Genomic DNA, 23,098 nt, shown 5'->3' with positions numbered 1-23,098 from the left:
GCTGTTCCGTATGCGGCAATGGGTCGTGTCCGAACACCGGAGAACGGGGGACCCGAGGTGCCGGACTGCGCTCGCCTGGCTTGAGGCCGGTTGGACGACCGCGCCACTCGCCTCCGGCGTCTATGCCGCTTTCGCGTGCTCATGCCCCGCCGGCCCCGTAACCACTTCTCGCCGAAGGAGCCGTCGATGAACACCCCTCAAGCCCGGTCGTCACCAGCCAGCCGGGAGACGAACGCAGGAGGCGACACGACCATGAACACCGCCAGCGCGGGATCGGAGATCGGGTGGCAGTCCGCTACTCCTCCCGGGGCTCTGCGCTTCACGTTTCCCGGCGTCCCCGCACAGGTCCGGGAGGCGCGCAAGCTCGTCGAGAAGCTGTTCGCCGGAACCGGGCGAGAGGACGACGCCGGGCTCATCATCGACGAACTCGCCAACAACAGCATCCTGTACACCCGAAGCGGCGAGCCCGGCGGCTGGTTCGGCGTGGAGCTCGCCTTCGGAACGCTCGTCCGCATCGGGGTCGTGGACCTCGGCGGAGCCGGATGGCTGATCGGAGAAGCCCGCCCTCGACGAGACGACACCCGGGCAGGGGACGACTTCGCAGGGCTGGACGACCCGGACCTCGACGGTATTTCGCTCGGCGGACGCGGCCTGAGCATCGTGGCCCGCCTCGCCGTCACCACCGGAGCCTGCGGCAGCGACGACCGAGGCCACTTCGTCTGGGCCGACCTCGCCCTTCCCTCCGACACCGAACGCACCACGACGAAGACACTCGCGCTCCTCGTCCCGTAGGGGAGGCCCAGCCTGTTGCTACCAGGCTGGCCCTCCTTGCGGCTCAGGATACGAGGAAGCACCCGCGCGAAAGGCTCTGTCTCGCCGGCCCTGGCTGGAGAGACGGAGCCTCTTCTCCGAGCCGGTTGGCGGCAAACGCGCATCGGGGGCGCAGGCGGTCGGATCGATGGACGGATCGGTGAACGGTTCGGAGGCCGAACTATGATCCGGCCCCTTAACGGCGGGCAGAAGCGCTGGTAGGACGCGTCTGCAACCCGTGATGTGCCCCGCTGATTCCGGACAGCTCTATTTGCGGTCAGTTCACGCTGAGAGCTGGGATTTCAGGTACTCGGTGTGGACCTGGACCGGGCTCTTGTTGCCGATTGCCGAATGCCGTCGCCTGGGATTATACCAGAGCTCGATGTATTTGATGATGTCCCGGCGTGCGTGTTCTCGTGTGGGATATTCCGTCCGATGGACGCGCTCGTTCTTCAGTGCGGCGAAGAAGGATTCCGCGAGTGCGTTATCCCAGCAGACTCCGGTCCGCCCGGTCGATTGCCGTAGCCGGAGGTGCCGCAGGGTGTCGGCGAACTGCCTGGACATGTAATTGCTTCCGCGGTCGCTGTGAAATATCGCGCCTTCGGCCAGCCGGTGGTTTCGGGCCGCCATGCCGATCGCCTTCTCGATCAACGGGGTCTTGTAGTCCTCGCCGATCGCCCAGCCGATGACGGCTCTGGAATAGCAGTCGATCACCGTTGCCAGATAGATCCAGCCCTCCCATGTTTCGACGTAGGTGATGTCGCCGACGAGTTTTTCGCCGGGGGCGGACGCGGTGAAGTCGCGCTGCACGAGGTCGGGTACGTGGTGGGCCTGGCCGTCCCGCTCGGTCAGGCCGACGCGCCATGGCCTGGGCTGGCAGGGCTCCAGCCCCAGCTCCCGCATGACCGAGCGGACGAGCTCCGGCCCGGCGGGCACGCCCTGCTCCACCAGATCGGTGTGGATCCGCCGATAGCCGTACGTCCCATCGGAGACGTCGAAGAAGTGTTTCACCCACGCCTTCAGCTCATCGCGGCGCCGCGCAGTCGCGGACTCCGGCCGACTCTTCCATTCGTAGAATCCCGAGCGCGAGACACCCAGCCATGCGCACATCTGGACGATTGCCGGCGATCTATCGCCGACGACGACCGAAGGGTTGGCGTACTCCGCGTCGATGAACTCGTACCTCGAGGTCACCGCTGCTCCCGCGCGAAGTACAACGCCGCTTTTTTTACGAACTCGAGCTCCATCTTGAGTTCCTGGATCTCGCGTTCCTGCTCCTTCAAACGCACCCGCTCATCGAGCGTCAAAGGCGCCTCTTCCCCGGCATGCTCACGCCGGTACGCACCCACCCAATTCGCCAGAGTCCCGGCATTGATGCCTAGTTCCTTCGCGACCTGCGCGATCGGACGGGAAGAATCCACCACCAACCTGGCGGCTTCCTGCCGATACTCAGGAGAGTAATTCCTCTTCGAACGAGCCAAATCACTTACCTTTCCGGACTACCCCATTCTAGTGGGGCCACTGTCCGGAACCTTCGGGGCGGCTCACCGTCCGATGGTGCACCCGCATTCATCCAGCAAGATGCTCATGAATGCTTGATCGAGCCCTCAGGGTTGCGTTTCCGCGTCACGAACGACCCCTGTCCGACCCTTCTCCGCTGCTCGCTCTCCGGCCGTGAGATCACCAGTCTGCCTCTTCCCTGTCCGACGGGCCCTGTTCCTGCTGCTGTGGATGTGGGGTGCTGACGGCCGTTGAACGCCCGCCGAACCTGCGCGGTGGGTATGGGCCGAAGCGTCACCAGGCCGTCAGCGGATGAAGCTCTGCCGATCTCCTTCGAGCGCTGGGGCGGGCCGAATCGGTTCGGTAAAGGTCCACCGGCTGGTGTCCAGATTCGGGGACCGCGCAGGTGCTTTATCTGTGAAGGCACGGTCCGGCGCCTTCACGGGTTCGGATGGCGGAGGCCGCTCCATGACGCGCAGGATCGTTTCGGCTCATCGGATCCGTTCGGCCTCGCGTTCGCCGTTCCGGGCGTCGGCCGAGGCGGCGGTGAGGGACGCCGAGCGGGTGACGTCGCGGGATGCCGAGATCATGCGCGTGGTGTGGGAGCACCGGGTGCTGACCACCGGGCAGCTCGCGGCGATGTTCTCTCTAGGCGTCCCGTTGACGGATCACGGATGAGCCATATCATCACGATATGGCGATTGATTCTGATTGCGGAATGGATGTGGCGGGGCTGGCGCCTGCGGCGGCGTTGTTCCACTCCCTGGCCGATCCGGTGCGGCTGGCGATCGTGCGGCGCCTGGCAGAGGGTGAGGCGCGGGTGGTGGACCTGACCCGGCAGCTCGGGTTGGCGCAGTCGACGGTGTCCAAGCACCTGGGCTGCCTGCGCGGCTGCAAGCTGGTGGACTACCGAGCCGAGGGACGCCAGTCGTTCTACTTCCTCGCGACGCCGGAGCTGCTGGACCTGCTGCGCTCGGCCGAGCAGCTCCTCGCCGCCACCGACCAGGCCGTGGCGCTGTGCCCGACCTACGGCACCGGCGGTACCGGCGAGGTGGGCTCGTGCGAGCCGTCCGAGGTGACGGCGTGAGCGTGCTGTCCCTGGGGCCGTCCCCGCGGCGGCGGGCGGTGCTGGCGCGCAGGGTGCGGCTGCTGGTCGCCGCGACGATCACCTACAACGTGGTCGAGGCGATCATCGCGCTGACGGCCGGGACCGTCGCGTCGTCCGGGGCGCTGGTCGCGTTCGGCCTGGACTCGGTCATCGAGGTCGCCTCCGCCGCGGCGGTCGCCTGGCAGTTCTCCGCCCGGGACCCGCTCGTGGTGGAGCGGCGGGAGAAGCGCGCGCTCCGGATCATCGCGATCTCCTTCTTCGCGCTGGCCGCCTATGTCGCCGCCGACTCCGTTCTCGCCCTCGTCGGCGGAGGAGAAGCAGAGCATTCCGATGTCGGGCTCGTGCTCGCGGCGCTGTCGCTGGCGATCATGCCCGGCCTGTCCTACGCCCAGCGCCGTGCCGGGCGGGAGCTGGGGTCGGCGAGCGCCGTCGCGGATTCCAAGCAGACCCTGCTGTGCACGTACCTGTCCGCCGTGCTCCTGGTCGGACTGGCCGTCAACAGCCTCTTCGGCTGGTCGTGGGCGGACCCGATCGCCGCCCTGGTCATCGCCGCGGTCGCGGTCAAGGAAGGCCGCGAAGCCTGGCGCGGCGACGCCTGCTGCGCCGTCCCTGTCCGGCCCGGCGCCGTCGAGGCAGGTTCGTGCGAAGGCTGCCCGCCGAACTGCGACTGCTGCTCCTGACCCCGGGCCGCCGCTCCGACGTTCTCGCCGTTGCCCGGACCTCGCGGTCCCGGGCACCGGTGCGAAGCGTCAGACCCCGAGTTCCTTGATCAAGCCTTCGATGCGGGTCTTGATCTGGTCACGGATGGGGCGGACGGCTTCTACGCCTTGGCCGGCGGGGTCTTCGAGGGTCCAGTCGAGGTAGCGCTTTCCGGGGAAGACCGGGCAGGTGTCGCCGCAGCCCATGGTGACGCACACGTCGCTCGCTTGGACGGCGTCGACGGTGAGGACCTTGGGGGTCTCGTGCGAGATGTCGATGCCGACCTCCGCCATGGCCTCGACGACGGAGGGGTTGACGGTGTCGGCGGGGGCGGAGCCTGCGGAGCGGACCTCTACGGTGTCCCCGGCGAGGTGGGTGAGGAAGGCGGCGGCCATCTGGGAGCGGCCCGCGTTGTGGACGCAGACGAACAGGACACTGGGCTTGCCGGACATGGTGTGGCCTTTCAGGGTCGGGGCGTTGCGGCGAGGTCGGGTTCGGTGAGGAGTTCGCGGAGCCGTTCCGGCGGTGCGGACGTGGACGCGGCCCACGGCGTGGGAGGCGAGCAGGGCCGCCGCCATCTGGGGGCGGCCGACGTTGCGGGTGCAGACGAACGAGATCTCGGGCACGGCCTTGGGGGCGTGGCCCTGGGCTTGCGCGAGGGCGGTCAGGCGTTGCCCGGCGAAGCGTTGCCGCTCCCGGCGAAGCGGCGCCGCAGCGCCAGTGAGACGTAGACCAGCGCCACCAGGACCGGCACCTCGATGAGGGGCCCGACGACCCCGGCGAGCGCTTGGCCGGACGTGACCCCGAACGTCGCGATCGCCACCGCGATGGCGAGCTCGAAGTTGTTGCCCGCCGCGGTGAACGCGAGGGTGGCGGTGCGGTCGTAGGGCAGGCCGATGGCCTTGCCGAGGAGGAACGTGCCGAACCACATGATCGCGAAGTAGGCGAGCAGCGGCAGGGCGATCCGTGCGACGTCCAAGGGCCGGGAGGTGATGGTCTTGCCCTGGAGGGCGAACAACACGACGATCGTGAACAGCAGCCCGTACAGCGCCCCCGGCCCGATCTTCGGCAGGAAGCCGTTCTCGTAGCGCTCGCGGCCGAGCTCGCGCTCGCCGAGGTGACGGGTCAGGAAACCGGCGACGAGCGGGATGCCGAGGAAGACCAGGACGTTCGCGGCGATCTTCCATGGCGAGATGTCGAGGGATTCGCCTTCGCCCAGGCCGAGCCGGCCGGGCAGCAGGTCGAGGTAGAACCAGCCGAGCAGCCCGAACGCGAGCACCTGGAACACCGAGTTCAGCGCGACGAGGACGGCGGCGGCCTCGCGGTCCCCGCAGGCCAGGTCGTTCCAGATGATCACCATGGCGATGCACCGGGCGAGCCCGACGATGATCAGCCCGGTGCGGTATTCGGCGTGGTCGGGCAGGAAGAGCCAGGCGAGGGCGAACATGACGGCGGGGCCGATGAGCCAGTTGACGACCAGCGAGGAGAGCATGAGCTTGCGGTCGCCGGTGACGGTGTCGAGCCGGTCGTAGCGGACCTTCGCCAGCACCGGGTACATCATGATCAGCAGGCCGAGCGCGATCGGCAGGGAGATCCCGCCGATCTCGACCTTGGCGAGCACGTCGTTAAGTCCGGGGACGAGCCGTCCGAGGCCGAGCCCGGCGGCCATCGCCAGCAGGATCCACACCGCGAGGAACCTGTCGAGCGTGGACAGCTTCGCGACGACCGACGCCTCGCCGTCCCCTGTCGCGGTCTTCTGGGTGACGGACATCAGCAGGACCTCCGGCGGCCGGTCTCGGCGGTCCGCCGCGCGGTCGCGGCGAGGTCGCCCAGCACGCCGGACAGCTCTTCGATGACCTCGGGCCGCAGCCGGTAGTAGGTGAACCGGCCGCACGGCTCGGTGTCGACGACGCCGGCCTCGCGCAGCACCTTCATGTGGTTCGACAGGTTCGTCTGGCGTGCTCCGGTCTCGGCGACCAGGTGCGTCGTGCACAGCGTCTCGCGGGCGAGCAGCGTGATGATCCGCATCCGCAGGGGGTCGGCCAGGACCCGCAACAGATCAGTCTGGACTGATGTCAGCATAAACTGATGTTATCAGCCTGTGCTGATAACAACGTCTGGGCGTCGATTGATAGGCGCCGCCGCTGAGGATCGCGGGTGTAAGACCTGCTCCCGCACCAGCCACGGCGGCGACGGCGTCGCGCCCGTCACGACAGCGCCGACTCGCGGCAACCGCACCCGCCTGTGAGCATCCCCCCGTTTGACGGCCAGGGCGATGTTCCCCCAGGTTCACCACGCGTACGTGCGCCGCTTTCCGCGGCGACGTGGGACGGGCGAGGGCGGGGATCGAAGGTCTCATGGTGGTTCCCGGCCCGTGTGTCACACGGTGGCGTGTTGTGCGGTGTCGGTGTCGGTGTCGGTGTCGGTGGAGGGCTGGTGGGTGATGCCGTGTTGTTCGTCTTCGGGGCGGCCCTTCTCGGGGAGCAGGAAGGTGATGGCGAGGAAGGTGATCAGCAGGCAGGCTTGGACGAGGAGGGCGTGGTGGAATCCGGTGGTGAAGTCGCCGGTTCTGGCTTGAGCGAAGAACACCGAGCCGAAGATCGCGACGCCGATGGACCCGCCGATCGCCTGGACCGCGGACAGGATGCCGGAGGCCGATCCGATCTCGTCGTCGTCGACGGCGGCCAGGATGAAGCTGAACAGCGCGGCGATCACCATGCCGGCGCCGATGCCCGCGATCGCGATGCCGGGAGCGATGTCCCAGATGGAGAAGGAGGCGGTGGTGAGGCCGTCGAGTTCGAACCACAGGACGGCCGCGCCGGCCAGCTGGACCAGGGAGCCGATCTGCAGGACCTTGCGGCCGATCTTGTCGGCGAGGAACGCGCCGCTGAGCGCGCCGCCGATCGCCGTTCCGATCGCGAGGGGCAGGTTGCCGAGGCCCGCCTCGCCGGCGGTGAAGTGCCGGCCGATCTGGAGGAACAGGGTCAGCACGAGCTGGGTGCCGATGAGCCCGCCGAAGAACAGGGCGATGCCGCCGAGTCCGACGGTGAAGGCGGGCTTGCGCAGCAGGGCCGGGGCGATCAGTGCCTGGCGGCCCGCGGCGGCGGTGCGGCGCTGCTGGTAGGCGAACACGCCGAAACCGATCACCGAGGCGGTCACGCACAGCCAGGTCCACAGCGGCCAGCCGTCCTCCTGCCCCTGGTTCAGCGGCAGGACCAGCAGGGCGCAGGACGTCACGACCAGGGCCGCACCGGTCAGGTCGACCCGGACGGTGCGGTCGCCCGGCTTCTTGGGCACGAACTTCGCGGCGGTGATGAGCGCGGCGATGCCGATGGGCAGGTTGATCAGGAACACCGACCGCCAGCCCAGGCCGAAGAAGTCTCCCTCGATGAGGAAGCCGCCCAGGACCGGGCCGATGATGCCGCCCAGGCCGAGGACCGGGCCGAAGATCGCGAAGACCTTGGTGAGCTCGGGGCCGGAGAAGTTCTCCCGCAGCAGTCCCAGCCCCTGGGGCAGCAGCATCGCTCCGGCGGCGCCCTGCAGCAGGCGGAAGGCGATCAGCGCCCCGATGCTCGGCGCGATCGCGCACAGCAGCGACGCCGCGGTGAAGGCCGCCAGGCCGACCAGGAAGATCGGGCGCCGCCCGTACCGGTCGCCGAGCCGGCCGCCCAGGACGAGACCGGCGCCCAGGGTGAGAGCGTAGCCGCCGATCACCCACTGCAGTCCGACGGAACCGGCGCCCAGGGACTTCTCCAGGTCCGGGCCCGCGACGTTGACGATCGAGGCGTCCAGCAGGTCCATGATCTCCGCGACGATCATTACCACGAGGATCAGCCAGCGCCACCGATAGGGCTCGGCCGCCTCGCGGGAAGCCGGGGACGGATCACGCGACACTAGAAACCTCCATCATGAAGTAACTTCGTGGTGAAGGTAGTTCGGTGGCGATAGGTTGTCAAACGACTACGACGAGAAGGACGAGGGCAGCATGAGCGAGCCGCTCCAGCCGCAGTACGAGCGGCTGCTGGAGAGCCTGCGCGGCTACGGCGCCACCTACCGGGAGTTCAGCCGCAGGTTCGCCGCCTGGCTGGGACTGCACTCCACCGACGCCGAAGCCCTCCTGCAGATCCTCGGCGCCGAGGAACGCGGGCAGCCGCTGTCCCCCGCCCGCCTCAGCGAGCGCGTCTCCCTGTCCTCGGGGGCCACCACCGCCCTGCTCAACCGGCTGGAACAGGCCGGGCACGTCGTCCGCACCCGGGAGCACACCGACCGGCGGATCGTCACCCTGCACAGCAGCGAACGCGTCCAGCGCCTCGCCGACGACTTCTTCGGACCCATGTCCGGCCGCGTCGACACCGTCATGTCCGCCTACCCACCCGACCTGCTCGACCGGTTCGAGACCTTCCTCGCCGACCTGCGCGCCACCATGGACGCCCAGCTCGCCGCCGACCCGCCCGGCCCGCCCGCGGAACGCTGAACCGGCCCAGACCGGCCGCCTGGTCACGCCTCCGTACAACGTGGGCCGACGGACGGTGGAGAAGGCGCTGGTGTCGGGTGGCCTGAGCCGCCCATCCCCCAGACGCCTAGCTCCACGGGTCGTCGGAGATGACGAGGTGGTCGATGCCTTCCTGGGCGGGGGCGGGAAGAAGGCGGGGGCCGTCGAGGCGTTGCCCGTAGCCGTCGCCGGGGGTCCATTCGATGCTGGTGGGTCGGTGACCGCTGCCCGTGCGGCAGAACTCTTCGAGGACGGCGCGCACCTGCGGTGCCGGAAGGGCGCACCGGGGGTCGTGGTACGGGGGCGTCTGCAAGGGATTGCGTACGTGCGGGTCGGTGCTGGGCGGGCAGGAGCCATCGGAGAGCCACCAGACGTGCTCGGGTTCGCCCGGATCGATGTGCAGCCCGCTCTCAGCACGGGCCACCCACAGGAAGGCCCCGTACCCGGTCATGGCATTGAACGCGACCATCAGGCAACTGTCGTAAGACCACTGATAGAGGTCGCGGTCGGGAGCATCGAAGACGAAGGACGCCACGGTGCCGCCGTAGGGGCGGTTCAGCTCGGGGAGCTTCGCGAACGCCTCCAAGACCTCGGGCGGCACCTGTTCGTTGCCGGGTTCGGGCGACCCAGGCGGCCGGAGGTCGGGAAGGTCGCCCATCACCTCACCGATCAGCTTCTCCGCCCGCTCCCACGAGACGGAGAAGTACCGCGACCTGTCCATCTCGACGTGCAGGTTCAAGAGCCGGTCCTTCATCATCCGAACTGCTCCGGCTGAGGCCCCGCCGAGTTCCTTGATCGGCCTCGCTGATCAGCCGGCCGTCGGATCCTAGCCGGGCGGTGCTGGGAAGACCGCCAGAGGCCGCCCTCCCGCGGAGGCCCGCACGGGGGCGGGCAGGCGGGGATCCGGGCCGCCGGGATCCCCGCCGCACGACTCAGACCACCAGGTCGGCCGCGGTCCCGTCGGTCTGCGGTCGGCGGCCGCGCAGGACAGAGGCGCCGACCAGGAGCGCGCCCGAAGGCGAGCCGGCTGGCCGGCACGGCGCCACCCGGCTGAACGTCGCGAACGACCAGGTCATGGGCCTGGGCGGGCTCGTCGTGCCGGGCACGCCGCAGAGCCGTTGCCCGCATGACCCGAGGTGTTCCGTCGAGTGCCGCGGCGCACTCGACGGAACACCTCGGGTCCCTGGTTCCGGCTAGACGGCGTCCGGTACGGCGACGGGGCTCAAGCGGGGGTCTTCGACATCGTCCGTTCCCTGAGGGCGCACCCGGATGAACAGGGCGACGAGCAGTGCCACCGCGGTGGCGATCGCGACCATCGCGAAGACCGTGTTGTATCCGGCGCGCGAGCTGAAGTGCGTGCCTTCTATGAGGAACTGGGACAGCAGCACGGTGCCGATCGAGCTGCCGACACCGGCGAAGGCGGTCTGGGTGACCATGTAGACGCCCTGGGCCTCGCTGGTGTTGGCGTCCGGGGCGCCTTCGACGACCAGGTTCGGCAGCGAGCTGAGGATGAAGCTCGTCGCGCCGGTCAGGACGATCTGCGAGATCACGAATCCTACGAGGCTGTCGAGCAGGAGTGCGGAGAGCGCGGCGGCCGCGATGCCGAGGAACGCGCCGATGACGAAGGCGTTGCGCGAGCGGTTGTTCCGGGAGATTCGGCCGCTGAGCGGGGAGAGCACGAATCCGATGAGTCCGATGCCGAACGAGAGCGCGCCGGCGGTCCCGGCGCTGAGCCCGAATCCGACGGGCGCCGACTCCGGAGACTGCATGATCATCTGGCCGACGAATCCCGAGACGCCCAAGGTGCCGAACGAGACGAGGGCCGAGGCGATCAGGGTCAGGCCGAGCTTGCGGTTGAGGAAGAACCGGATGTTGATCAGCGGAGCGTCCACGCGGAGTTCCCACGCGACCCACAGGGCCAGGATCACCAGGCCGCCCAGGATGAAGCCGATCGTCTTGCCGCTGGTCCAGCCCCACTCGCTGCTCTCGTGGACGCCGTACAGAGCGAGCCCGATGCCCGGGGCGAACAGGACCCCGCCGAGCCAGTCGATCCGCTCGAGGCCCGACTTGAAGACGGGCCGCGGCAGGAAGCAGGCGCCGATGGCGCTGACGGCCGCGAGGGCGGCGGCGACGACGAAGGTGTAGTGCCAGCCCCAGGCGTCGACGATGTTGCCCGAGACGACGTTGCCGGCCGCCCCGCCCCACATCGCCGCGCCCGCGACGACGGCGACGGCCACCGGAAGGCTCTTCCTGGGGACGGTCTCCCGAAGGACTCCGATGCAGAGCGGGATGAGTCCGCCGGCGAGGCCCTGGATCGCCCGTCCGACGATGATCATCGCAAGGCTGTCGGCGGCGAGGCTGACGAGAGAGCCGATGGTCGAGGCGGCGAGGACCACGATCAGGAGGTTGCGGCGGCCGAAGGCGTCGCCGAGCTTGCCGCTGATGGCCGCCGAGGCCGCGCCGACCAGGAGGAAGCTCGTGAGGATCCACCCGGCATTGCCGGGAGTGGTGTCGAAGTGCTCGATGATCTCCGGCAGCGCCGTGTACATCATCGTCGACTCGAACGAGCTGACGATGGCCGCGAGGATCAGGATCCCGATGGTGAACGGGAGAGGGCGCAGTGGCCGGGCATCGGCTTCTGCCGGGGTGGTGAGTGACATCTCCGCCGCTTTCGTCTGGGGGTCTGCGCCCTGCGCCATGCCTGCACAGAACGCTTGCGTGCTACGTGGGGATCTCCGACACTGTTCTGTTGAACAGAACGTATGATCGGTACAACGTCCAGAGTGTGATCGGGACAACAATCGCGTGTCAAGCCTCGGTTCCGAATTTCGTGCGCCGAGCATGGGGGATGGGGTTGTCCTTGACTGTCGGACGGGTCTTGCGCGACCCTGGATCCCATCTAAAGTAACGAACGTTCCCTTGTAGGAAACGACGACTGTCCCGCCCTCCGTCCATCCCGGGTCCGAAGGCCTGATGGCAGGCGAACCGGCGCCGGTGTGTCGCCGGGGATGCCGCCCGTTGAGCTCGCACGCTCGCGTCCTCCCTCTCAGCGGAGGCGCGGATCAGGAGCGCCCATCGACGCTCGTGAGCGAGGTGGAGGCGGCTACACCCCTGACCGGGGGGTCCGCTCCATGTTCAGCGGATCGCAGGAGCGGGATCGTGGACATCGGAACACAACGAGCAGACCTGATTCGTCATCTCCCGACACCACCCGCAAAGGGAACACATCATGACCACCACCTCCACCCGGATCACGGCCCGTCCCTCGACGATGAGGTCCGTGCGGACAGGCCCCGTCGGCATGGTCGAGGTCGTCGAGCTGGACCGGCCCGTCTGCGGTCCGCGCGACGCGGTCGTGCGGATCCGGGCCTGCGGCATCTGCGGCACCGATGCCGAGTTCCTGCGCATGGGAGGCATACCGTTCGGCCCCGGCGGGTCGATGATTCCGCTGCACCTCGGCCACGAGGCCGCAGGGGAGATCGTGGAACTGGGCGCGGAAGTGACCGATTTCCAGACCGGGGACCACGTCGTCGTCAGCGGCCATGGCCACCCGTCGGGGCTGATCGGCTGCGGGGGCGCCCTGGGCGGCATGCGCGAGTACCTGCTCGTCGAGGACGCCGCCTCTGGCGCGAACCTCGCCACGGTGCCCGCCGACCTGCCCTTCGACATCGCCGCGCTGAACGAGCCGATGGCGGTGGCACTCCACTGCGTCAACCGCTCCGAGGCCCGACCCGAAGACAAGGTCGTCGTGTTCGGCGCCGGGCCGATCGGGCTCGGCGTGCTCATCTGGCTGAAACTGCGCGGAGTCGAGAACGTCGTCGTCGCCGACGTGCGCACCGAACGGCTCGGAACTGCCCTCCGCCTCGGTGCCGACGCCGTCATCGACTCCGGCGCCGAGGACGTGACCGCGCGCCTGACCGACGAGCACGGCGGCGCCGTCAACGCACTCGGGCAATCGCGCGCCGCGACCGACATCTACATCGACGCGGCCGGTGCGCCTGCCGTCTTCGACGCCGTCATCGCGGCCGCGAAGTGGAAGGCGAAGATGGTCATGGTCGCCGTTCAGAAGCCTTCGGCCACCATCGACCTCGCCGGCATGCTCCGCAGTGAACTGACCCTCATCGCCTCCCAGGGCTACCCCACCGAGATCTTCGAGGCCGCACCGGCCCTCGCCGAGCACCGCGAGAAGTTCGCCCACCTCATCAGCCACCGCATTCCCTTCGACGAGGTCGACCGGGCCTACGCCCTCGCCCTCACCCCCGGCGCCGCCGAAAAGGTCATCGTGACCTTCGACGATCCCCGCTGATCCGAGAGACCTCGGCGGGCACCGGCTCCGGTCTCCTCGGGAAACCCACGGAGGAGACCGGACGGGCTCGCCGACCGCGCGGACCTTCACCGGCACCTGCGCTGGGCGAGATTCGAGGTGAGCCGGGTCATGGCCGGACGCGAAGTGGCGGCTCCGTCATGGCGTTCGGTGCCGGACGTTCGATGGCCTATACCGAGGTCTCCGTGTCGGTGCCGCCGACGGATAGGCCGCCCCGCTCCAGAAGATCATGAAGGCGGATCATCATTGATCGGAACTTGACCCGCCCTTCCGGTGTCTGCGCGGTCAAGGGCGGGCCGCCGTTCGTCGGGATGCCCTGCATGAAGAACCCATATATGCACCAGCCGCCTACGGTGTGGACGAGTTCGTAATCCGGGTTGTCACTTGTGGACATTCCGACGATGGCCGCCGCGCGTCGTACCGCGGGATCCCTGAAACGGGCTTCGATGTCTTGCAGATCGGCCGCATCGGCCATCATCCGATGATGCCAGATCGCGGCGATATCGAGATGGTCGAAGTAGTATTCGACGATCTCCTCCGTGAAGCGCTGCAGTCCTCGGAGTCCGGGGGTGAAGGTCTTCTCGACCTCATCGAACAGAAGCATCTGCTCGTCAAATGAGGTCTGGAGGATTCTGTGGTACAGCCCGCTTTTGCCGCCCATGGATTCGATGGTCGAACGATCGACCCCGGCGGACTCCGCAATCATGTCTGCGGTCGCGCCATCGTATCCCAGCGAGGCGAACAGCCGAGCGGCGGCCTGCGTGACCCGGTCGTCATCTGGGACTTCGGTCATGAGGCCATGGTAAGACCTGCGCCGGTAAATTCCTGGCCCGGTATCCGAAAATGGTTCATAATTTACTTGCGATGGAAATTCGAGATTCCGTCCCTGTGTGTTCCGTGTGCCGTGCCGGATCTCTTTCGAGTAAGGAATCTCCATTAATGGGCATGGCCTGCCGGTGGGTGAACATCCCGGGTCTCTTTCCCCGTACCGTGCCATATCCCTACCGGGGAGGAACAGGTTCCCCGCGGGCTGGCCAACCGTCATGCGCGGCCGCGGTCGGCCGCGTCCATCCGGCTTCCACCGGACCGCCGACGTCCTCGCCGGGTCGGTTCTGGGAGCGGCGGAGCAGCGTCCGTCTGAGAGGATCTTCGCGGTGGTCATTTCAACCTTTTGAACCACATTTGCGACCGTAAGATGAGGCCGAACGGAACTGGACCTTGGAGCGCTCGATGGTGCGGAGCAGCCGGGGAGCCGTCGCGGTCTCCGCGGGAGACGGGTGGCACCTTTCCGCGCAGGACGAGCCGGGCTCCGAGGAACCGGTGTCCGACGACGTGACCATGCCCTCGCGCTTCGTCCAGGCGATGGCGGCGCGCCCCTTGCTCGACCGCTGATCAGCGCTCCGAGCCGCGCCTGCTCCTTCCCTCGCCACAACTACCCAAGGGCTCATCGATCATGCAGCGCCTCCGCTTCCACGGCATCGGACGGTCTCCGATGGCCGCCTCCACGCTCCGTCCGGTCTCCCGGCAGGACGAGGAATGAGCCTGGGCGTCATCGGGCAGGCCGCGGGCCTGTTCGCCGTCACCAACATCGACGACATCCTGATCCTGGCGCTGTTCTACGCCCAGGCGACCGGGCGGGCCGGCGCGGGCCGCCGGATCGTGATCGGCCAGTATCTCGGCTTCGCCGCGATCCTCGGTCTCGCGATCGCCGCCGGGTTCGGCGCGACGTTCCTGCCCGATTCGGCGCTGCCCTATCTGGGGCTGCTGCCCCTCGTCCTGGGTCTGAAGGCCGCCTGGCAGGCAGGGAAGCGCGACGGCCGAGACGACGGCGACGACGAGACGGGGGCGAAGGCTGCAGGCCCCGGCATCCTGGGGGTCGCCGCCGTCACCCTGGCCAACGGCGGCGACAACCTCGGCGTGTACGTCCCGGTGTTCGCCAACGCCGGGATCGGCGGGACGGCCGTGTACGCCGCGGTGTTCCTCGCGTTGATCGCCGTGTGGTGCGCGGCGGGCCGGTTCTTCGCCACCCGCCCGCTCATGGCCCGTGCGCTCACCCGCTGGGGCCACCTCCTCCTGCCTGTCGTCCTGATCGGCATCGGCCTGCTCATCCTCATCGAAGGCGGGGCTTTCGGCCTCGGCCACTGACCGTTCCGGCCCCGGCCTTCTCGTCCCCGACCGACGAGGTCGACCAAGCCGCCCCAGGCCGTCCTTCCCGGCGCACGCCCCGGCGCTCCAGCCCGCTCTTGCCCACCACCTGGCGCGTGGGAGTCCTCACCGTCGGTGCCACGGTAGTCTGCGCGGGCGTGGTGCTGATGCTCCTGCCAGGTCCAGGGATCTTCACCGTGATCATGGGTCTGCCGTCCTGGCGACCGAGTTCGTGGGGGCGCAGCGCGCTCTGAGCAAGGCCCGAGCCGCTGCGGCACGCGCCGAGGACAGGGCCCTGCCCCCGGGTACCCGTCGCCGAGCCCGGCCCTGGCCATGGGCGGCAGGCCTCGTCTTCGCCGGTCTGCTGGTGGCCCGCCTCCACGTGACGGGCCTCCGACCACCTGGTGCCCCGACCGGAACCGGGGCGACACCACCTGACCGATCCCCGACCGCAACGGAACCTGGATATATGCGAAGGTCAGCCTGCCCGTCCTGTACGCCTCGATCCGAGGCTCGATCGGGATGACGAGGGCCGCGAGCCTGAGCCGGTGCCTGTCTCTACAGCGCACCCGACGCGTCGGCCTCGGGCCGCTTCCCGCCCTGGCCCTGGTGCTGCTCGTGCTCACCACCGTCGACGTACTGCTGTTCGGGGGACGACACGCAGGCGACCAGTCGGTCTTCAGCGACGGACTCCCCGCGCGGACCGGCATCGGGCACACCGTCTGGAGAACGGTCGTCATGGGAGGCCAGTACTGGCTGATCGGGACGGCCGCGGCGCTGGCGACCGCGTGGGCGGCCTGGCGGGCACGCAGCGTGCGGCTGCTCGTGTGCGGCGGCCTCTGGCTGGTCGCCACCGAGCTGATCATCCGAACCATGCAGCTCGCACTGGGCCGTACCCCGCCCCTGGACGGCGTGGACGAACTGTTCTCCGGCGCCGCATCGTTCCCCTCCGGGCACGCGGCCAACGCGGCCGCCTGCCTGACGTTCATTCCCGCGATCCTGGCGGCCTCCCGTCGGCTCCAGGTGGTGGCGCACGGATGGGCGCTGCTGGTCGCCGTCGCCGTGGTCACCCTCGGCTACCACTGGCCCACCGACGCCGTCGCCGGATGGTCGCTCGGCATCGTGCTCGCCTGGCTGGGTCTGCGCATCGTCTTCCGGGTGGAGCGCCCTCGACCCGCCGTGCGTCCGGTCAGACCGCCGTCCAGCGGGTGATCTGGCGCACGTACTCCTGGTACTCGTGCAGGGCGGCGGCGACGATCGCGGCGATCTGGGTCGGGTCGGAGTCCAGGTGGAGTTGCATGAGGACGTGGTGCGGGCCGTCCGGAGGAACGATGGCGGCCACCAGCGAGAGGTCGATGAGCCCGGCACGCTGAGCGGCCTCGAACGACCCGGCGGCCGTCCGCGGAGCTTCGCCGAGTACCGCTTCGGCGACATGGCGGTTGATCATGAACGCCTGGTCGAGGAGCAGCGACAGAATGCGCTCGACGACGAGCCCGGTCGCCGGGTCCAGGTCCCAGCGCACAGTGTCGACCGGGCCGAGCGACCTGAGCTGGCCGATCGACCTGCGCATCGTGATGAGGCGATGCCGGATGGCGCCGTGATCCACGGGCGGGGAAGACGGCTCGGAATCCTGGCCCCGGCCCGGCTCACGCCCCGCCACGACGGCATCGGCCGCGCTGCTCGATGTGGTCATGCCCGCACGGTCGCATATCCGCGCGGTCGAAGTCCTGGAGCGGTCCCGATGACCGGAACGCGCAGGAGTCCGCTAGTGCCACAGGGCCGGGAGGTTCCGCAGGTGGCGGCGCATGCGGTGCTGGGCGAGCGCCTCGTCGCCGGCGAGCACGGCGTCGACGATCTTGCCGTGGACGTGCCGGAGGTCCGTCGCGGGGACGAGGACCGCGGACGGGTCGGTGCGTCCGTGCCCTGCCCACAGCTCGGTGGTGATGCGGAGGAACAGGGTGAGGACCGGGTTGCCGGTCAGGTCGGCGAGTTCGGTGTGGAACAGGTCGCCGAAGCCGTCCTCTCCGGTGCGGTCGAGGGACGCGCAGAGGCGGGAGGCGGCTTCGGGGGACGGCATGGTGGTGCTGACGGCCTGTACGCAGCCCAGCTCGATCACCTCCCGGACCGCCCCCAGGTCGTCGGGGCTCATGCCCTGACAGTCGAGGTAGAGCGCCATCGTGTGGATGCTCGCCGTCGGGTCGGGCGCCAGGACGACGAGTCCGCCGCCGTTCCCGCGGCGCATCCGGGCGACGCTGTGGTGCTCGAGGATGCGGATGGCCTCGCGGAGGACGGCACGGCTGACGCCATAGCGGGTCAGGAGATCCGATTCGGCGCCGAACACCGCGCCGACCTGCAGTCCGTCGCTGACGATGTCGTCGTGCATCCGGCCGGCGACGACCTCGGCGAGTTTGCGGCCGTTGTCGTCGTCCGGGTCGGGGTCGGCCGGCCGGGACCGCATCCGCGGGGACGGGCGGCGGACCCGGTGCGCCAGCAGCCATGCCCCGAGTTCGTCGAGGTGCGCGCCCAGCCGGGTCTGCGCGGCCGCCGCGTCTCCGGCGATCACCGCTTCGACGATCTCGGCGTGGCGGTCGATGGCGGCGGTTCTGGCCGCCTCCACCGCGGACTTCGAGGTGCGCTGGGACGTCTGGGCGTAGCGGGAGGTCAGCCGCGCCAGGACCGCCACGAACAGCTGGAGCACGGCGTTCCCGGAGAGCCGGGCGAGCAGGACATGGAAGTCGGCGGAGGTGGGGTCCTCGGTACGTGACCGTTCCCGGCGCATCTTCGCCCGCAGCTGTTCGACGCCCTCCTCGGTCAGTCTGTCCGCGGTGAGCCGGGCGGCGAGCGGCTCCAGCAACTGCCGCGCGCGGAGCAGGTCCTCGATGCTGGTTCCCACGTACTCCAGGTAGATCACCAGTGCGCGGGTGGCCGGGGAGACATCGGGAACGCAGACCTCCAGACCACCGCTGGGGCCGCGCCGCATGCGCGCGACGTGGTGGTGTTCGAGCAACCGGATCGACTCGCGCAGCACCGACCGGGACACCCCGAACTGCTCGCGCAGTTCGGCTTCCGTGCCGAGGATCTCGCCGACCGGCCATCCCCGCTCGATGATCTCTTCCTCGAGACGGCGGGCGATCTGCGTCGCGAGCTTCTCCGGCCCTGTCGGTGCGGGAGTCGCCCGTCCGGTGATCGTCATCAGGCCGCTCGCTCCCATGCTCGTCGAGATGCGCCCAAGGGTAGCCCATTTCCATGCCTTTCCGGTCAGCGGAACGGACGCCGGTGGAATTCCGAGCCCGCTGTTAGCTTGGCGGTCGGTTCATTCTCGAGAGGAGCGGATATGGGAATTCGATCGCTCGGATACGTGCGACTGCAAGCTCCGGACACGGCGGCTTGGAAAGTGTTCGGAGAGGACTTCCTCGGTCTCATGCGAGTGGAGGGAGACGATCCGGAGTCCGTCTACTTCCGCTTGGACCACTATCCGCCCCGGTTGGTGGTCTCGCCCGGGGACGAGCCGGCGATGACGGCGATGGGCTTCGAGGTCATGCACGAACGCGACCTGGCCGAGGTCGCGGCCGCCGTCGAGCGCGAGGGCATCAAGGTGACGGCGGGCACCGAGGCCGAGTGCGCCGAGCGGCGGGTCAACGGGTTCGTTCGCTTCCAGGACCCCGCGGGCAACCCGGTCGAGCTGTTCTACGGCCCCGTCCTCGATCATGTCCGTCCCTGGACCCCGCTGGTGACCAGCGGGTTCGTCACCGGTGACATGGGGATGGGACACGTCATCGTGACCGCCGAGGACGTGGCGCAGGAGTTCGACTTCTACACGCGGGTGCTGGGGTTCGTCGAGCGCAACACCGCGGGCCCGACCTATTTCATGGGGTGCAACGCGCGGCACCACACCTTCGGCATCGCCCCGCGGCCGGGGCCGGGTCAGCTCGTCCACATCATGGTCGAGGCCGGCAGCCTCGACGACGTCGGGCTCGCCCTGGACCGGGCGGCCGACCTCGACATCCCCATGATGAACACGCTCGGCAAGCACACCAACGACCACATGGTGTCGTTCTACGTCTACTCGCCCGAGTTCTACGCCATCGAGTTCGGCTGGAACGGCCTGCGGGTCGAGCGGGAGGAGCCGACCTACGAGATCACCGAGGGCGCGTTCTGGGGGCACAAGTTCACGCCGCCCCCGGCCCCGTAGCCCGGAGGAGGGTGAGGCCGGAACGGATGCCGGGACCCGCGAGGGAGTCCCGGCGTCCGTTCCGGCTTTCCGGCGTGCGTCGGCGGCGCCGACCGCGGACGGACATGCCGGAGGGGGCGCGGAACCCGCGCCCCCTCCGGCATCGTCCGACCGGTTCAGTCCCGCCAGAGGAAGCGGTCCGCGACCCGGTGGTGGTTGTAGATGGTCATCTCCTGCTCCTCGCTCAGCCGGTGCCCGTCGAAGCTCGGGGAGTGCATGCCCACCGTGACCTCCTTGGCGTTCATGAGGTCCTGCGTGAAGATCTCACCGAGGTCGGCGTCCCGGAAGTCCTCGAAGAACTCAGGCTGGAAGTCGGTCTTCTTGTCGTAGTCGGCGACCGGGATCTGGTCCAGGCTGAAGATCTCGAAAAGGCAGCTGTCCGGGTCGTTGCCGTTGGGGCGGGCCCGGTAGCCGAACACCGAGCCCTGGTTGGGCAGCAGGATCGTGTTCGGGAACACGTTCCATGCCGTCCCGGCCTCCGCCCACTGCTCGGGGGTGATGTCCGGCCAGTCGTATCCCTCCGCGATCGACAGGTCCCGGTAGAGCTGCATGAAGTACTGGCCGGCGGTCATCCCCTCCGGCACCTCCGCGGTCTTGAGCGCCTCGGCGGCCCGCCGGCTGCGCTCGTTCTCCAGGCCCCGCATGTCGTCGGCGATGTACTGCACGGCCAGCGCGACGCTGAGCCGCTCGTCGGTGACGCCCTCGGTGTCCCGGACGCTCGGGTCCTTGGCGGAGTCCTCGGTGACCTCGCTCTTCTTCTTGCCGACGCTGGAGTAGTGCGCGTGCCGCTCGTAGGCCGTCGTGGGCGACCAGACGCGGTTCTCCAGCTCCTTCAGCGAGGCGATGTTCGTGTTCGACTTGTCGAAGCGGAAGAGCTGCGGATGAGTGCCCGGCACGTGGTACGCCTCGAGGAAGCCGTCCAGCGCGGTCTTCCAGTTGCAGGGCAGGATCACGCCCTTCATCCACCGGTACCGCATGTGCTCGAACTGGAACGGCGCGAAGATCCGCGGGATCGGATCGAGGTACTCGAGGAGGGGCCGGGCGTCCGGGTCCATGGTGATGAACACGAACCCGCCCCATTGCTCGGCCCGCACCTGGACCAGGCCCAGATCGTCGTCCGACCGCGGCACGAACTCCTCGCGGTCGAGCACCAGGCGGATCGAGCCGTCGAGGTTCCAGCGCCAGCCGTGGAACGGGCAGATGAGCGAGCCGACCCGTCCCCGCCCCCGGGCGAGACGGGTTCCGCGATGCCGGCACGCGTTGTGGTAGGCGCGGATCGAGTCCTTGGACTCGCGCACGATCAGGATCGAGTGGGAGCCGATCTCGTACTCGACGAAGCAGCCGACGCCCGGCAGCTCCTCCAGGCGGCAGGCCATCAGCCAGGCCCGGCCGAACACCCTCTCGAGCTCCAGCTTCTGGAACTCCGGATCGAGGTACCGGTCCTTCGGCACGTAGGCACGGGCGAGCCGGTACTTCTCCGGAACCTGCTCCGGGGGGACGTCGCCGTCGAACCACGGCGTCTCACCGCGGAGTCTGGGTTCGAGAACCTTGGCCAACTCAACTCACTCCTTCGCTACTGGTGGATCTGCTGGCGGGGGTCAGCCCGCGTCGGGCCCGGCGACCTCGACGCCGTCGGCGCGCCGCACCACGTGGATGCAGTTGCCCGGGCATCCGTCGGCGGCGTCGACCACGTCGAGGCGCAGGCGGTCGAGCACGTCTGCCTGAGCGCCTTCTCCCTTGAGCAACTTCTGGTCGTCGAACTCCTTGACGTAGGCCAGGCCGTCGTCGCCGAACTCGAAGACCTCGGGCGCGTACTGCACGCACAGCCCGTCGCCCGTGCACAGCTTCTGGTCGATCCATACGCGCACGTCATCGCTCATGAGCTTCAACCTCCTCGTCCCTCGAATGGTCTGCGCGGCTCGGCGCACACCCGGGAATTGCTTCCCGAGCTCCCGATAAGCCGCTTGCGGCCGACATATATCCGCCACGGAACCGGCGTTGCTGAGACTTTCCAACGCGCGCCGCCGAAACGTCCACCGCCCGTCCCATCAGGTGGAATTAATGGTGCGGTTCCGGCGCGGGCGAGTCCTACCCTCGCCGTATCACCGCGCTATCCGATATCGGATCGGCGGGGTGGCGAGTCCCGGTCGGCGGCCCAGGGACTCTCGGTCCCCCCACACCCCGAGGCCGCCCGTTTCTCCTGTAGGAGGGCCCTAATGTCGGAACCACGTCAAGCAGTGATCGGGGGCGGTGCGGCCCCAGGCTCGGGCTGGACCCCGAGGCTCGTGCTGTCGACGCTCTTCCTGGCCATGATCCTCGAGGCGCTGAGCCTCGGCGCCACCATGGTCTCCATCGGTCTGCCGGAGATCCTCAAGGAGTTCCCGACGACCCAGGGCGGCTGGCTGACCACCACCTACTTCCTGTCCGGCGCGATCGCCTGCCCGCTGCTCGGGAAGGCCGCCGACCTGTTCGGCAAGCGGCGCGTCCTGATGGTCGCGCTCCTGCTCTCCGGCGCAGGCGCCCTCATCTGCGCGGTGGCGCCGACCTTCGGTGTCCTGCTGGTCGGACGGGCGCTCCAGGGCCCGGTCCTGGCGACGCTCTCGCTCATCCCCTCGCTGATCCGGGACGTCTATCCGCCGAGGCAGGCGGTCCTCGCGTCGAGCATCACCATCACCGGACTCGGCGTGTTCGCGCTGTTCACGCCGCTGTTCATCGGCTGGCTCATCGAGAGCTCCGGGTGGCGGGGCCTCTTCTGGTTCGACACCGTGTGGACGCTCGCGCTGTGCGGGGCGATGCTGCTCGTCACGCCCGAGTCGAAGCTGCGGCAGCAGGCACGGCTGGACGTCCTGGGCGGCGCCCTGCTCACCGGCGGCGTCCTGGCGGTCCTGCTCTACGTCAGCATGGGGCGCAGTTGGGGCTGGCTGTCCGGGAGGGAGCTGTTCCTCCTGCTCATCGGCGCCGTGCTGCTCGCGTCCTTCCTCCTGCACACGCGCCGGGCGCAAGATCCGATCGTGAACCTGTCGCTCTTCCGCCGCAAGCCGCTGCTCCTCGTCGCCATCGGCGGCGCGATCGGCTACGGCATCTCCATCACGATCAGCCAGGTGCTCCCGCTGCTCGCGCTGACGCCGAGGGAGGCCGGGCACACCTACGGGCTCGGGCTGACCACGGTCGAGTACGCGGGCATCGGCACGCCCCACGCGCTGATGACGGTCGCGGCGGGCCTGCTCGTCGGCTTCTTCGTGCCGCGCGGCCGGCATCCGCAGATCTTCCTGTTCCTGGGGCTCGCCGGATGGGCGGTCGGAACCCCGCTGCTCATCTTCCTCAACGACAGTTTCGGTGAGCTCTTCCTCGCCGCGGCCGTGCTCGGCCTGTCCAACGGGCTGGTGAACGCGGCGGTGCCGAACATCGTCATGCGCGCGACACCGGCCGGTGACCAGGGTTCGACCGCGGGCACGGTCCAGCTCTGCCAGACGGGGTTCTCCGCGGTCACGCCCGTGGTGATGTTCGCCGTGCTCGCGCCGCACGCCACGCTCCTCACCGGGGGCGGGGTGGTCTACGCCGAGCAGGGCTTCCGGATCTGGCTGGTGGTCACCGCGGTCCTCGCGCTGGCGATGCTCCTGATCGGGACGGTCCTGCTGCGCGAGCGCCGCGGCGAGTCCGTGCAGGAGTTCGTCGCCGACCGGCCCGGTGCGGCCGCGAAGTCCGCGCCCCAGCCGGCCGGAGCGGGCGCCGAAGGCCCCGCCGCGGGCTGACGCGGCGACCCGTCCACGATTCCAGCACCGGGCCGAC

At 69.0% G+C, this 23,098-nt stretch carries 24 protein-coding genes; 11 read left to right on the top strand and 13 right to left on the bottom strand.

Going from position 1 to position 23,098, the window contains the following annotated elements; all coding sequences use genetic code 11:
- Positions 1 to 252: 252 nt before the first annotated feature.
- The gene (locus tag EDD29_RS25305) at positions 253 to 792 is read left to right on the top strand and encodes an ATP-binding protein (RefSeq protein ID WP_123666805.1); all 540 of its coding nucleotides are present in this window, start codon (positions 253 to 255) and stop codon (positions 790 to 792) included.
- Positions 793 to 1,092: 300 nt separating this feature from the next.
- On the opposite strand, the gene EDD29_RS25300 is transcribed toward EDD29_RS25305, so the two are convergent.
- Positions 1,093 to 2,291, bottom strand: a protein-coding gene (locus EDD29_RS25300; RefSeq protein ID WP_123666804.1) for an IS3 family transposase whose coding sequence is annotated in 2 segments (ribosomal slippage) — positions 1,093 to 2,042 and positions 2,042 to 2,291 — 1,200 coding nt in all. Because the reading frame shifts where the segments join, the coding sequence is not laid out codon by codon here.
- A gap of 737 nt (positions 2,292 to 3,028) precedes the next feature.
- Here EDD29_RS25300 and EDD29_RS25290 point away from each other — a divergent pair.
- Both EDD29_RS25290 and EDD29_RS25285 read left to right on the top strand, forming a co-directional pair.
- Positions 3,029 to 3,397, top strand: a complete 369-nt coding sequence (locus EDD29_RS25290; RefSeq protein ID WP_246052998.1) for an ArsR/SmtB family transcription factor — start codon at positions 3,029 to 3,031, stop codon at positions 3,395 to 3,397.
- Positions 3,394 to 4,098: a cation efflux transmembrane domain-containing protein gene (locus EDD29_RS25285; RefSeq protein WP_123666801.1), complete on the top strand. Its 705-nt coding sequence runs from the start codon at positions 3,394 to 3,396 to the stop codon at positions 4,096 to 4,098. Before EDD29_RS25290 ends, EDD29_RS25285 begins: the two co-directional genes overlap by 4 nt.
- A gap of 69 nt (positions 4,099 to 4,167) precedes the next feature.
- On the opposite strand, the gene EDD29_RS25280 is transcribed toward EDD29_RS25285, so the two are convergent.
- The 4 genes from EDD29_RS25280 to EDD29_RS25265 all read right to left on the bottom strand — a co-directional run bounded on the left by EDD29_RS25280 (position 4,168) and on the right by EDD29_RS25265 (position 8,011).
- Complete coding sequence (locus EDD29_RS25280) at positions 4,168 to 4,569, bottom strand: arsenate reductase ArsC (protein ID WP_123666800.1); 402 nt, start codon at positions 4,567 to 4,569, stop codon at positions 4,168 to 4,170.
- A 212-nt stretch (positions 4,570 to 4,781) separates the two neighbouring features.
- Complete coding sequence (arsB, locus tag EDD29_RS25275) at positions 4,782 to 5,888, bottom strand: ACR3 family arsenite efflux transporter (RefSeq protein WP_123666799.1); 1,107 nt, start codon at positions 5,886 to 5,888, stop codon at positions 4,782 to 4,784.
- Positions 5,888 to 6,199 carry an ArsR/SmtB family transcription factor gene (locus EDD29_RS25270; protein ID WP_123666798.1) on the bottom strand — a complete coding sequence of 104 codons (312 nt, stop codon included), beginning with the start codon at positions 6,197 to 6,199 and terminating at the stop codon, positions 5,888 to 5,890. The genes arsB and EDD29_RS25270 overlap by 1 nt, the downstream gene beginning before the upstream one ends.
- A gap of 297 nt (positions 6,200 to 6,496) precedes the next feature.
- Entirely contained in the window at positions 6,497 to 8,011 is a 1,515-nt protein-coding gene (locus EDD29_RS25265; protein WP_123666797.1) for an MFS transporter, read from the bottom strand.
- 91 nt (positions 8,012 to 8,102) lie between these two features.
- On the opposite strand from EDD29_RS25265, the gene EDD29_RS25260 reads away from it, so the two are divergent.
- Positions 8,103 to 8,591 carry a MarR family winged helix-turn-helix transcriptional regulator gene (locus EDD29_RS25260; RefSeq protein WP_123670668.1) on the top strand — a complete coding sequence of 163 codons (489 nt, stop codon included), beginning with the start codon at positions 8,103 to 8,105 and terminating at the stop codon, positions 8,589 to 8,591.
- Positions 8,592 to 8,697: 106 nt separating this feature from the next.
- Here the strand turns inward: EDD29_RS25260 and EDD29_RS25255 are convergent, their stop codons facing one another.
- From EDD29_RS25255 to EDD29_RS25250, 3 genes are all read right to left on the bottom strand, one after another.
- On the bottom strand, positions 8,698 to 9,348 hold the full coding sequence (locus EDD29_RS25255; RefSeq protein WP_170201564.1) for an Imm1 family immunity protein: 651 nt from the start codon (positions 9,346 to 9,348) through the stop codon (positions 8,698 to 8,700).
- Positions 9,349 to 9,541: 193 nt separating this feature from the next.
- Positions 9,542 to 9,685, bottom strand: a complete 144-nt coding sequence (locus EDD29_RS45690) for a hypothetical protein (protein ID WP_170201563.1) — start codon at positions 9,683 to 9,685, stop codon at positions 9,542 to 9,544.
- A gap of 117 nt (positions 9,686 to 9,802) precedes the next feature.
- Entirely contained in the window at positions 9,803 to 11,308 is a 1,506-nt protein-coding gene (locus EDD29_RS25250; protein WP_211359891.1) for an MFS transporter, read from the bottom strand.
- Positions 11,309 to 11,838: 530 nt separating this feature from the next.
- Between EDD29_RS25250 and EDD29_RS25245 the strand changes: the two genes are divergently transcribed.
- Positions 11,839 to 12,915: a zinc-dependent alcohol dehydrogenase gene (locus tag EDD29_RS25245; RefSeq protein ID WP_211359890.1), complete on the top strand. Its 1,077-nt coding sequence runs from the start codon at positions 11,839 to 11,841 to the stop codon at positions 12,913 to 12,915.
- 187 nt (positions 12,916 to 13,102) lie between these two features.
- On the opposite strand, the gene EDD29_RS45685 is transcribed toward EDD29_RS25245, so the two are convergent.
- Positions 13,103 to 13,726: a TetR/AcrR family transcriptional regulator gene (locus EDD29_RS45685; RefSeq protein ID WP_170201562.1), complete on the bottom strand. Its 624-nt coding sequence runs from the start codon at positions 13,724 to 13,726 to the stop codon at positions 13,103 to 13,105.
- 437 nt (positions 13,727 to 14,163) lie between these two features.
- Here EDD29_RS45685 and EDD29_RS45680 point away from each other — a divergent pair, with 437 nt between their 5' ends.
- The 4 genes from EDD29_RS45680 to EDD29_RS25225 all read left to right on the top strand — a co-directional run bounded on the left by EDD29_RS45680 (position 14,164) and on the right by EDD29_RS25225 (position 16,290).
- Positions 14,164 to 14,325, top strand: coding sequence for a hypothetical protein (locus EDD29_RS45680; protein WP_170201561.1), 162 nt, complete (start codon positions 14,164 to 14,166; stop codon positions 14,323 to 14,325).
- A gap of 144 nt (positions 14,326 to 14,469) precedes the next feature.
- Entirely contained in the window at positions 14,470 to 15,078 is a 609-nt protein-coding gene (locus tag EDD29_RS25235; RefSeq protein WP_123666793.1) for a cadmium resistance transporter, read from the top strand.
- A gap of 116 nt (positions 15,079 to 15,194) precedes the next feature.
- A complete protein-coding gene (locus EDD29_RS48205; RefSeq protein WP_170201560.1) occupies positions 15,195 to 15,332 on the top strand; it encodes a PGPGW domain-containing protein in 138 nt (45 codons plus the stop codon).
- A gap of 268 nt (positions 15,333 to 15,600) precedes the next feature.
- Positions 15,601 to 16,290 carry a phosphatase PAP2 family protein gene (locus EDD29_RS25225; protein ID WP_123666791.1) on the top strand — a complete coding sequence of 230 codons (690 nt, stop codon included), beginning with the start codon at positions 15,601 to 15,603 and terminating at the stop codon, positions 16,288 to 16,290.
- Here the strand turns inward: EDD29_RS25225 and EDD29_RS25220 are convergent.
- The gene (locus tag EDD29_RS25220) at positions 16,268 to 16,771 is read right to left on the bottom strand and encodes a hypothetical protein (protein WP_211359889.1); all 504 of its coding nucleotides are present in this window, start codon (positions 16,769 to 16,771) and stop codon (positions 16,268 to 16,270) included. The genes EDD29_RS25225 and EDD29_RS25220 overlap by 23 nt on opposite strands.
- Before the next feature lie 72 nt (positions 16,772 to 16,843).
- Entirely contained in the window at positions 16,844 to 18,271 is a 1,428-nt protein-coding gene (locus tag EDD29_RS25215; protein WP_123670666.1) for a FadR/GntR family transcriptional regulator, read from the bottom strand.
- A 141-nt stretch (positions 18,272 to 18,412) separates the two neighbouring features.
- Here EDD29_RS25215 and EDD29_RS25210 point away from each other — a divergent pair, with 141 nt between their 5' ends.
- Positions 18,413 to 19,270, top strand: coding sequence for a VOC family protein (locus tag EDD29_RS25210; RefSeq protein WP_123666789.1), 858 nt, complete (start codon positions 18,413 to 18,415; stop codon positions 19,268 to 19,270).
- A gap of 155 nt (positions 19,271 to 19,425) precedes the next feature.
- Here EDD29_RS25210 and EDD29_RS25205 read toward each other — a convergent pair whose 3' ends face one another.
- Positions 19,426 to 20,865 carry an aromatic ring-hydroxylating oxygenase subunit alpha gene (locus EDD29_RS25205; protein ID WP_123666788.1) on the bottom strand — a complete coding sequence of 480 codons (1,440 nt, stop codon included), beginning with the start codon at positions 20,863 to 20,865 and terminating at the stop codon, positions 19,426 to 19,428.
- A 42-nt stretch (positions 20,866 to 20,907) separates the two neighbouring features.
- On the bottom strand, positions 20,908 to 21,189 hold the full coding sequence (locus EDD29_RS25200; protein WP_123666787.1) for a ferredoxin: 282 nt from the start codon (positions 21,187 to 21,189) through the stop codon (positions 20,908 to 20,910).
- 336 nt (positions 21,190 to 21,525) lie between these two features.
- Between EDD29_RS25200 and EDD29_RS25195 the strand changes: the two genes are divergently transcribed.
- Positions 21,526 to 23,061: an MFS transporter gene (locus tag EDD29_RS25195; protein WP_123666786.1), complete on the top strand. Its 1,536-nt coding sequence runs from the start codon at positions 21,526 to 21,528 to the stop codon at positions 23,059 to 23,061.
- The last annotated feature ends 37 nt before the right edge of the window (positions 23,062 to 23,098 follow it).

This window comes from Actinocorallia herbida, assembly GCF_003751225.1.
Classification (GTDB): domain Bacteria; phylum Actinomycetota; class Actinomycetes; order Streptosporangiales; family Streptosporangiaceae; genus Actinocorallia; species Actinocorallia herbida.
Note: the sequence above shows the minus strand (reverse complement) of the source record. Positions and strands in the feature narration are given on the sequence as shown.

What these genes read in the sequence shown, in the direction of transcription:
- EDD29_RS25245 (WP_211359890.1), top strand. Translation starts at nt 11,839, where the DNA reads ATGACCACCACCTCCACCCGGATCACGGCCCGTCCCTCGACGATGAGG.
- EDD29_RS25260 (WP_123670668.1), top strand. Translation starts at nt 8,103, where the DNA reads ATGAGCGAGCCGCTCCAGCCGCAGTACGAGCGGCTGCTGGAGAGCCTG.
- EDD29_RS25305 (WP_123666805.1), top strand. Translation starts at nt 253, where the DNA reads ATGAACACCGCCAGCGCGGGATCGGAGATCGGGTGGCAGTCCGCTACT.
- EDD29_RS25280 (WP_123666800.1), bottom strand. Translation starts at nt 4,569, where the DNA reads ATGTCCGGCAAGCCCAGTGTCCTGTTCGTCTGCGTCCACAACGCGGGC.
- arsB (WP_123666799.1), bottom strand. Translation starts at nt 5,888, where the DNA reads ATGTCCGTCACCCAGAAGACCGCGACAGGGGACGGCGAGGCGTCGGTC.
- EDD29_RS25220 (WP_211359889.1), bottom strand. Translation starts at nt 16,771, where the DNA reads ATGACCACATCGAGCAGCGCGGCCGATGCCGTCGTGGCGGGGCGTGAG.
- EDD29_RS25215 (WP_123670666.1), bottom strand. Translation starts at nt 18,271, where the DNA reads ATGACGATCACCGGACGGGCGACTCCCGCACCGACAGGGCCGGAGAAG.
- EDD29_RS25225 (WP_123666791.1), top strand. Translation starts at nt 15,601, where the DNA reads ATGACGAGGGCCGCGAGCCTGAGCCGGTGCCTGTCTCTACAGCGCACC.
- EDD29_RS25250 (WP_211359891.1), bottom strand. Translation starts at nt 11,308, where the DNA reads ATGGCGCAGGGCGCAGACCCCCAGACGAAAGCGGCGGAGATGTCACTC.
- EDD29_RS45680 (WP_170201561.1), top strand. Translation starts at nt 14,164, where the DNA reads ATGGTGCGGAGCAGCCGGGGAGCCGTCGCGGTCTCCGCGGGAGACGGG.
- EDD29_RS25270 (WP_123666798.1), bottom strand. Translation starts at nt 6,199, where the DNA reads ATGCTGACATCAGTCCAGACTGATCTGTTGCGGGTCCTGGCCGACCCC.
- EDD29_RS25200 (WP_123666787.1), bottom strand. Translation starts at nt 21,189, where the DNA reads ATGAGCGATGACGTGCGCGTATGGATCGACCAGAAGCTGTGCACGGGC.
- EDD29_RS25290 (WP_246052998.1), top strand. Translation starts at nt 3,029, where the DNA reads ATGGATGTGGCGGGGCTGGCGCCTGCGGCGGCGTTGTTCCACTCCCTG.
- EDD29_RS25210 (WP_123666789.1), top strand. Translation starts at nt 18,413, where the DNA reads ATGGGAATTCGATCGCTCGGATACGTGCGACTGCAAGCTCCGGACACG.
- EDD29_RS45685 (WP_170201562.1), bottom strand. Translation starts at nt 13,726, where the DNA reads ATGACCGAAGTCCCAGATGACGACCGGGTCACGCAGGCCGCCGCTCGG.
- EDD29_RS25235 (WP_123666793.1), top strand. Translation starts at nt 14,470, where the DNA reads ATGAGCCTGGGCGTCATCGGGCAGGCCGCGGGCCTGTTCGCCGTCACC.
- EDD29_RS25195 (WP_123666786.1), top strand. Translation starts at nt 21,526, where the DNA reads ATGTCGGAACCACGTCAAGCAGTGATCGGGGGCGGTGCGGCCCCAGGC.
- EDD29_RS45690 (WP_170201563.1), bottom strand. Translation starts at nt 9,685, where the DNA reads ATGACCTGGTCGTTCGCGACGTTCAGCCGGGTGGCGCCGTGCCGGCCA.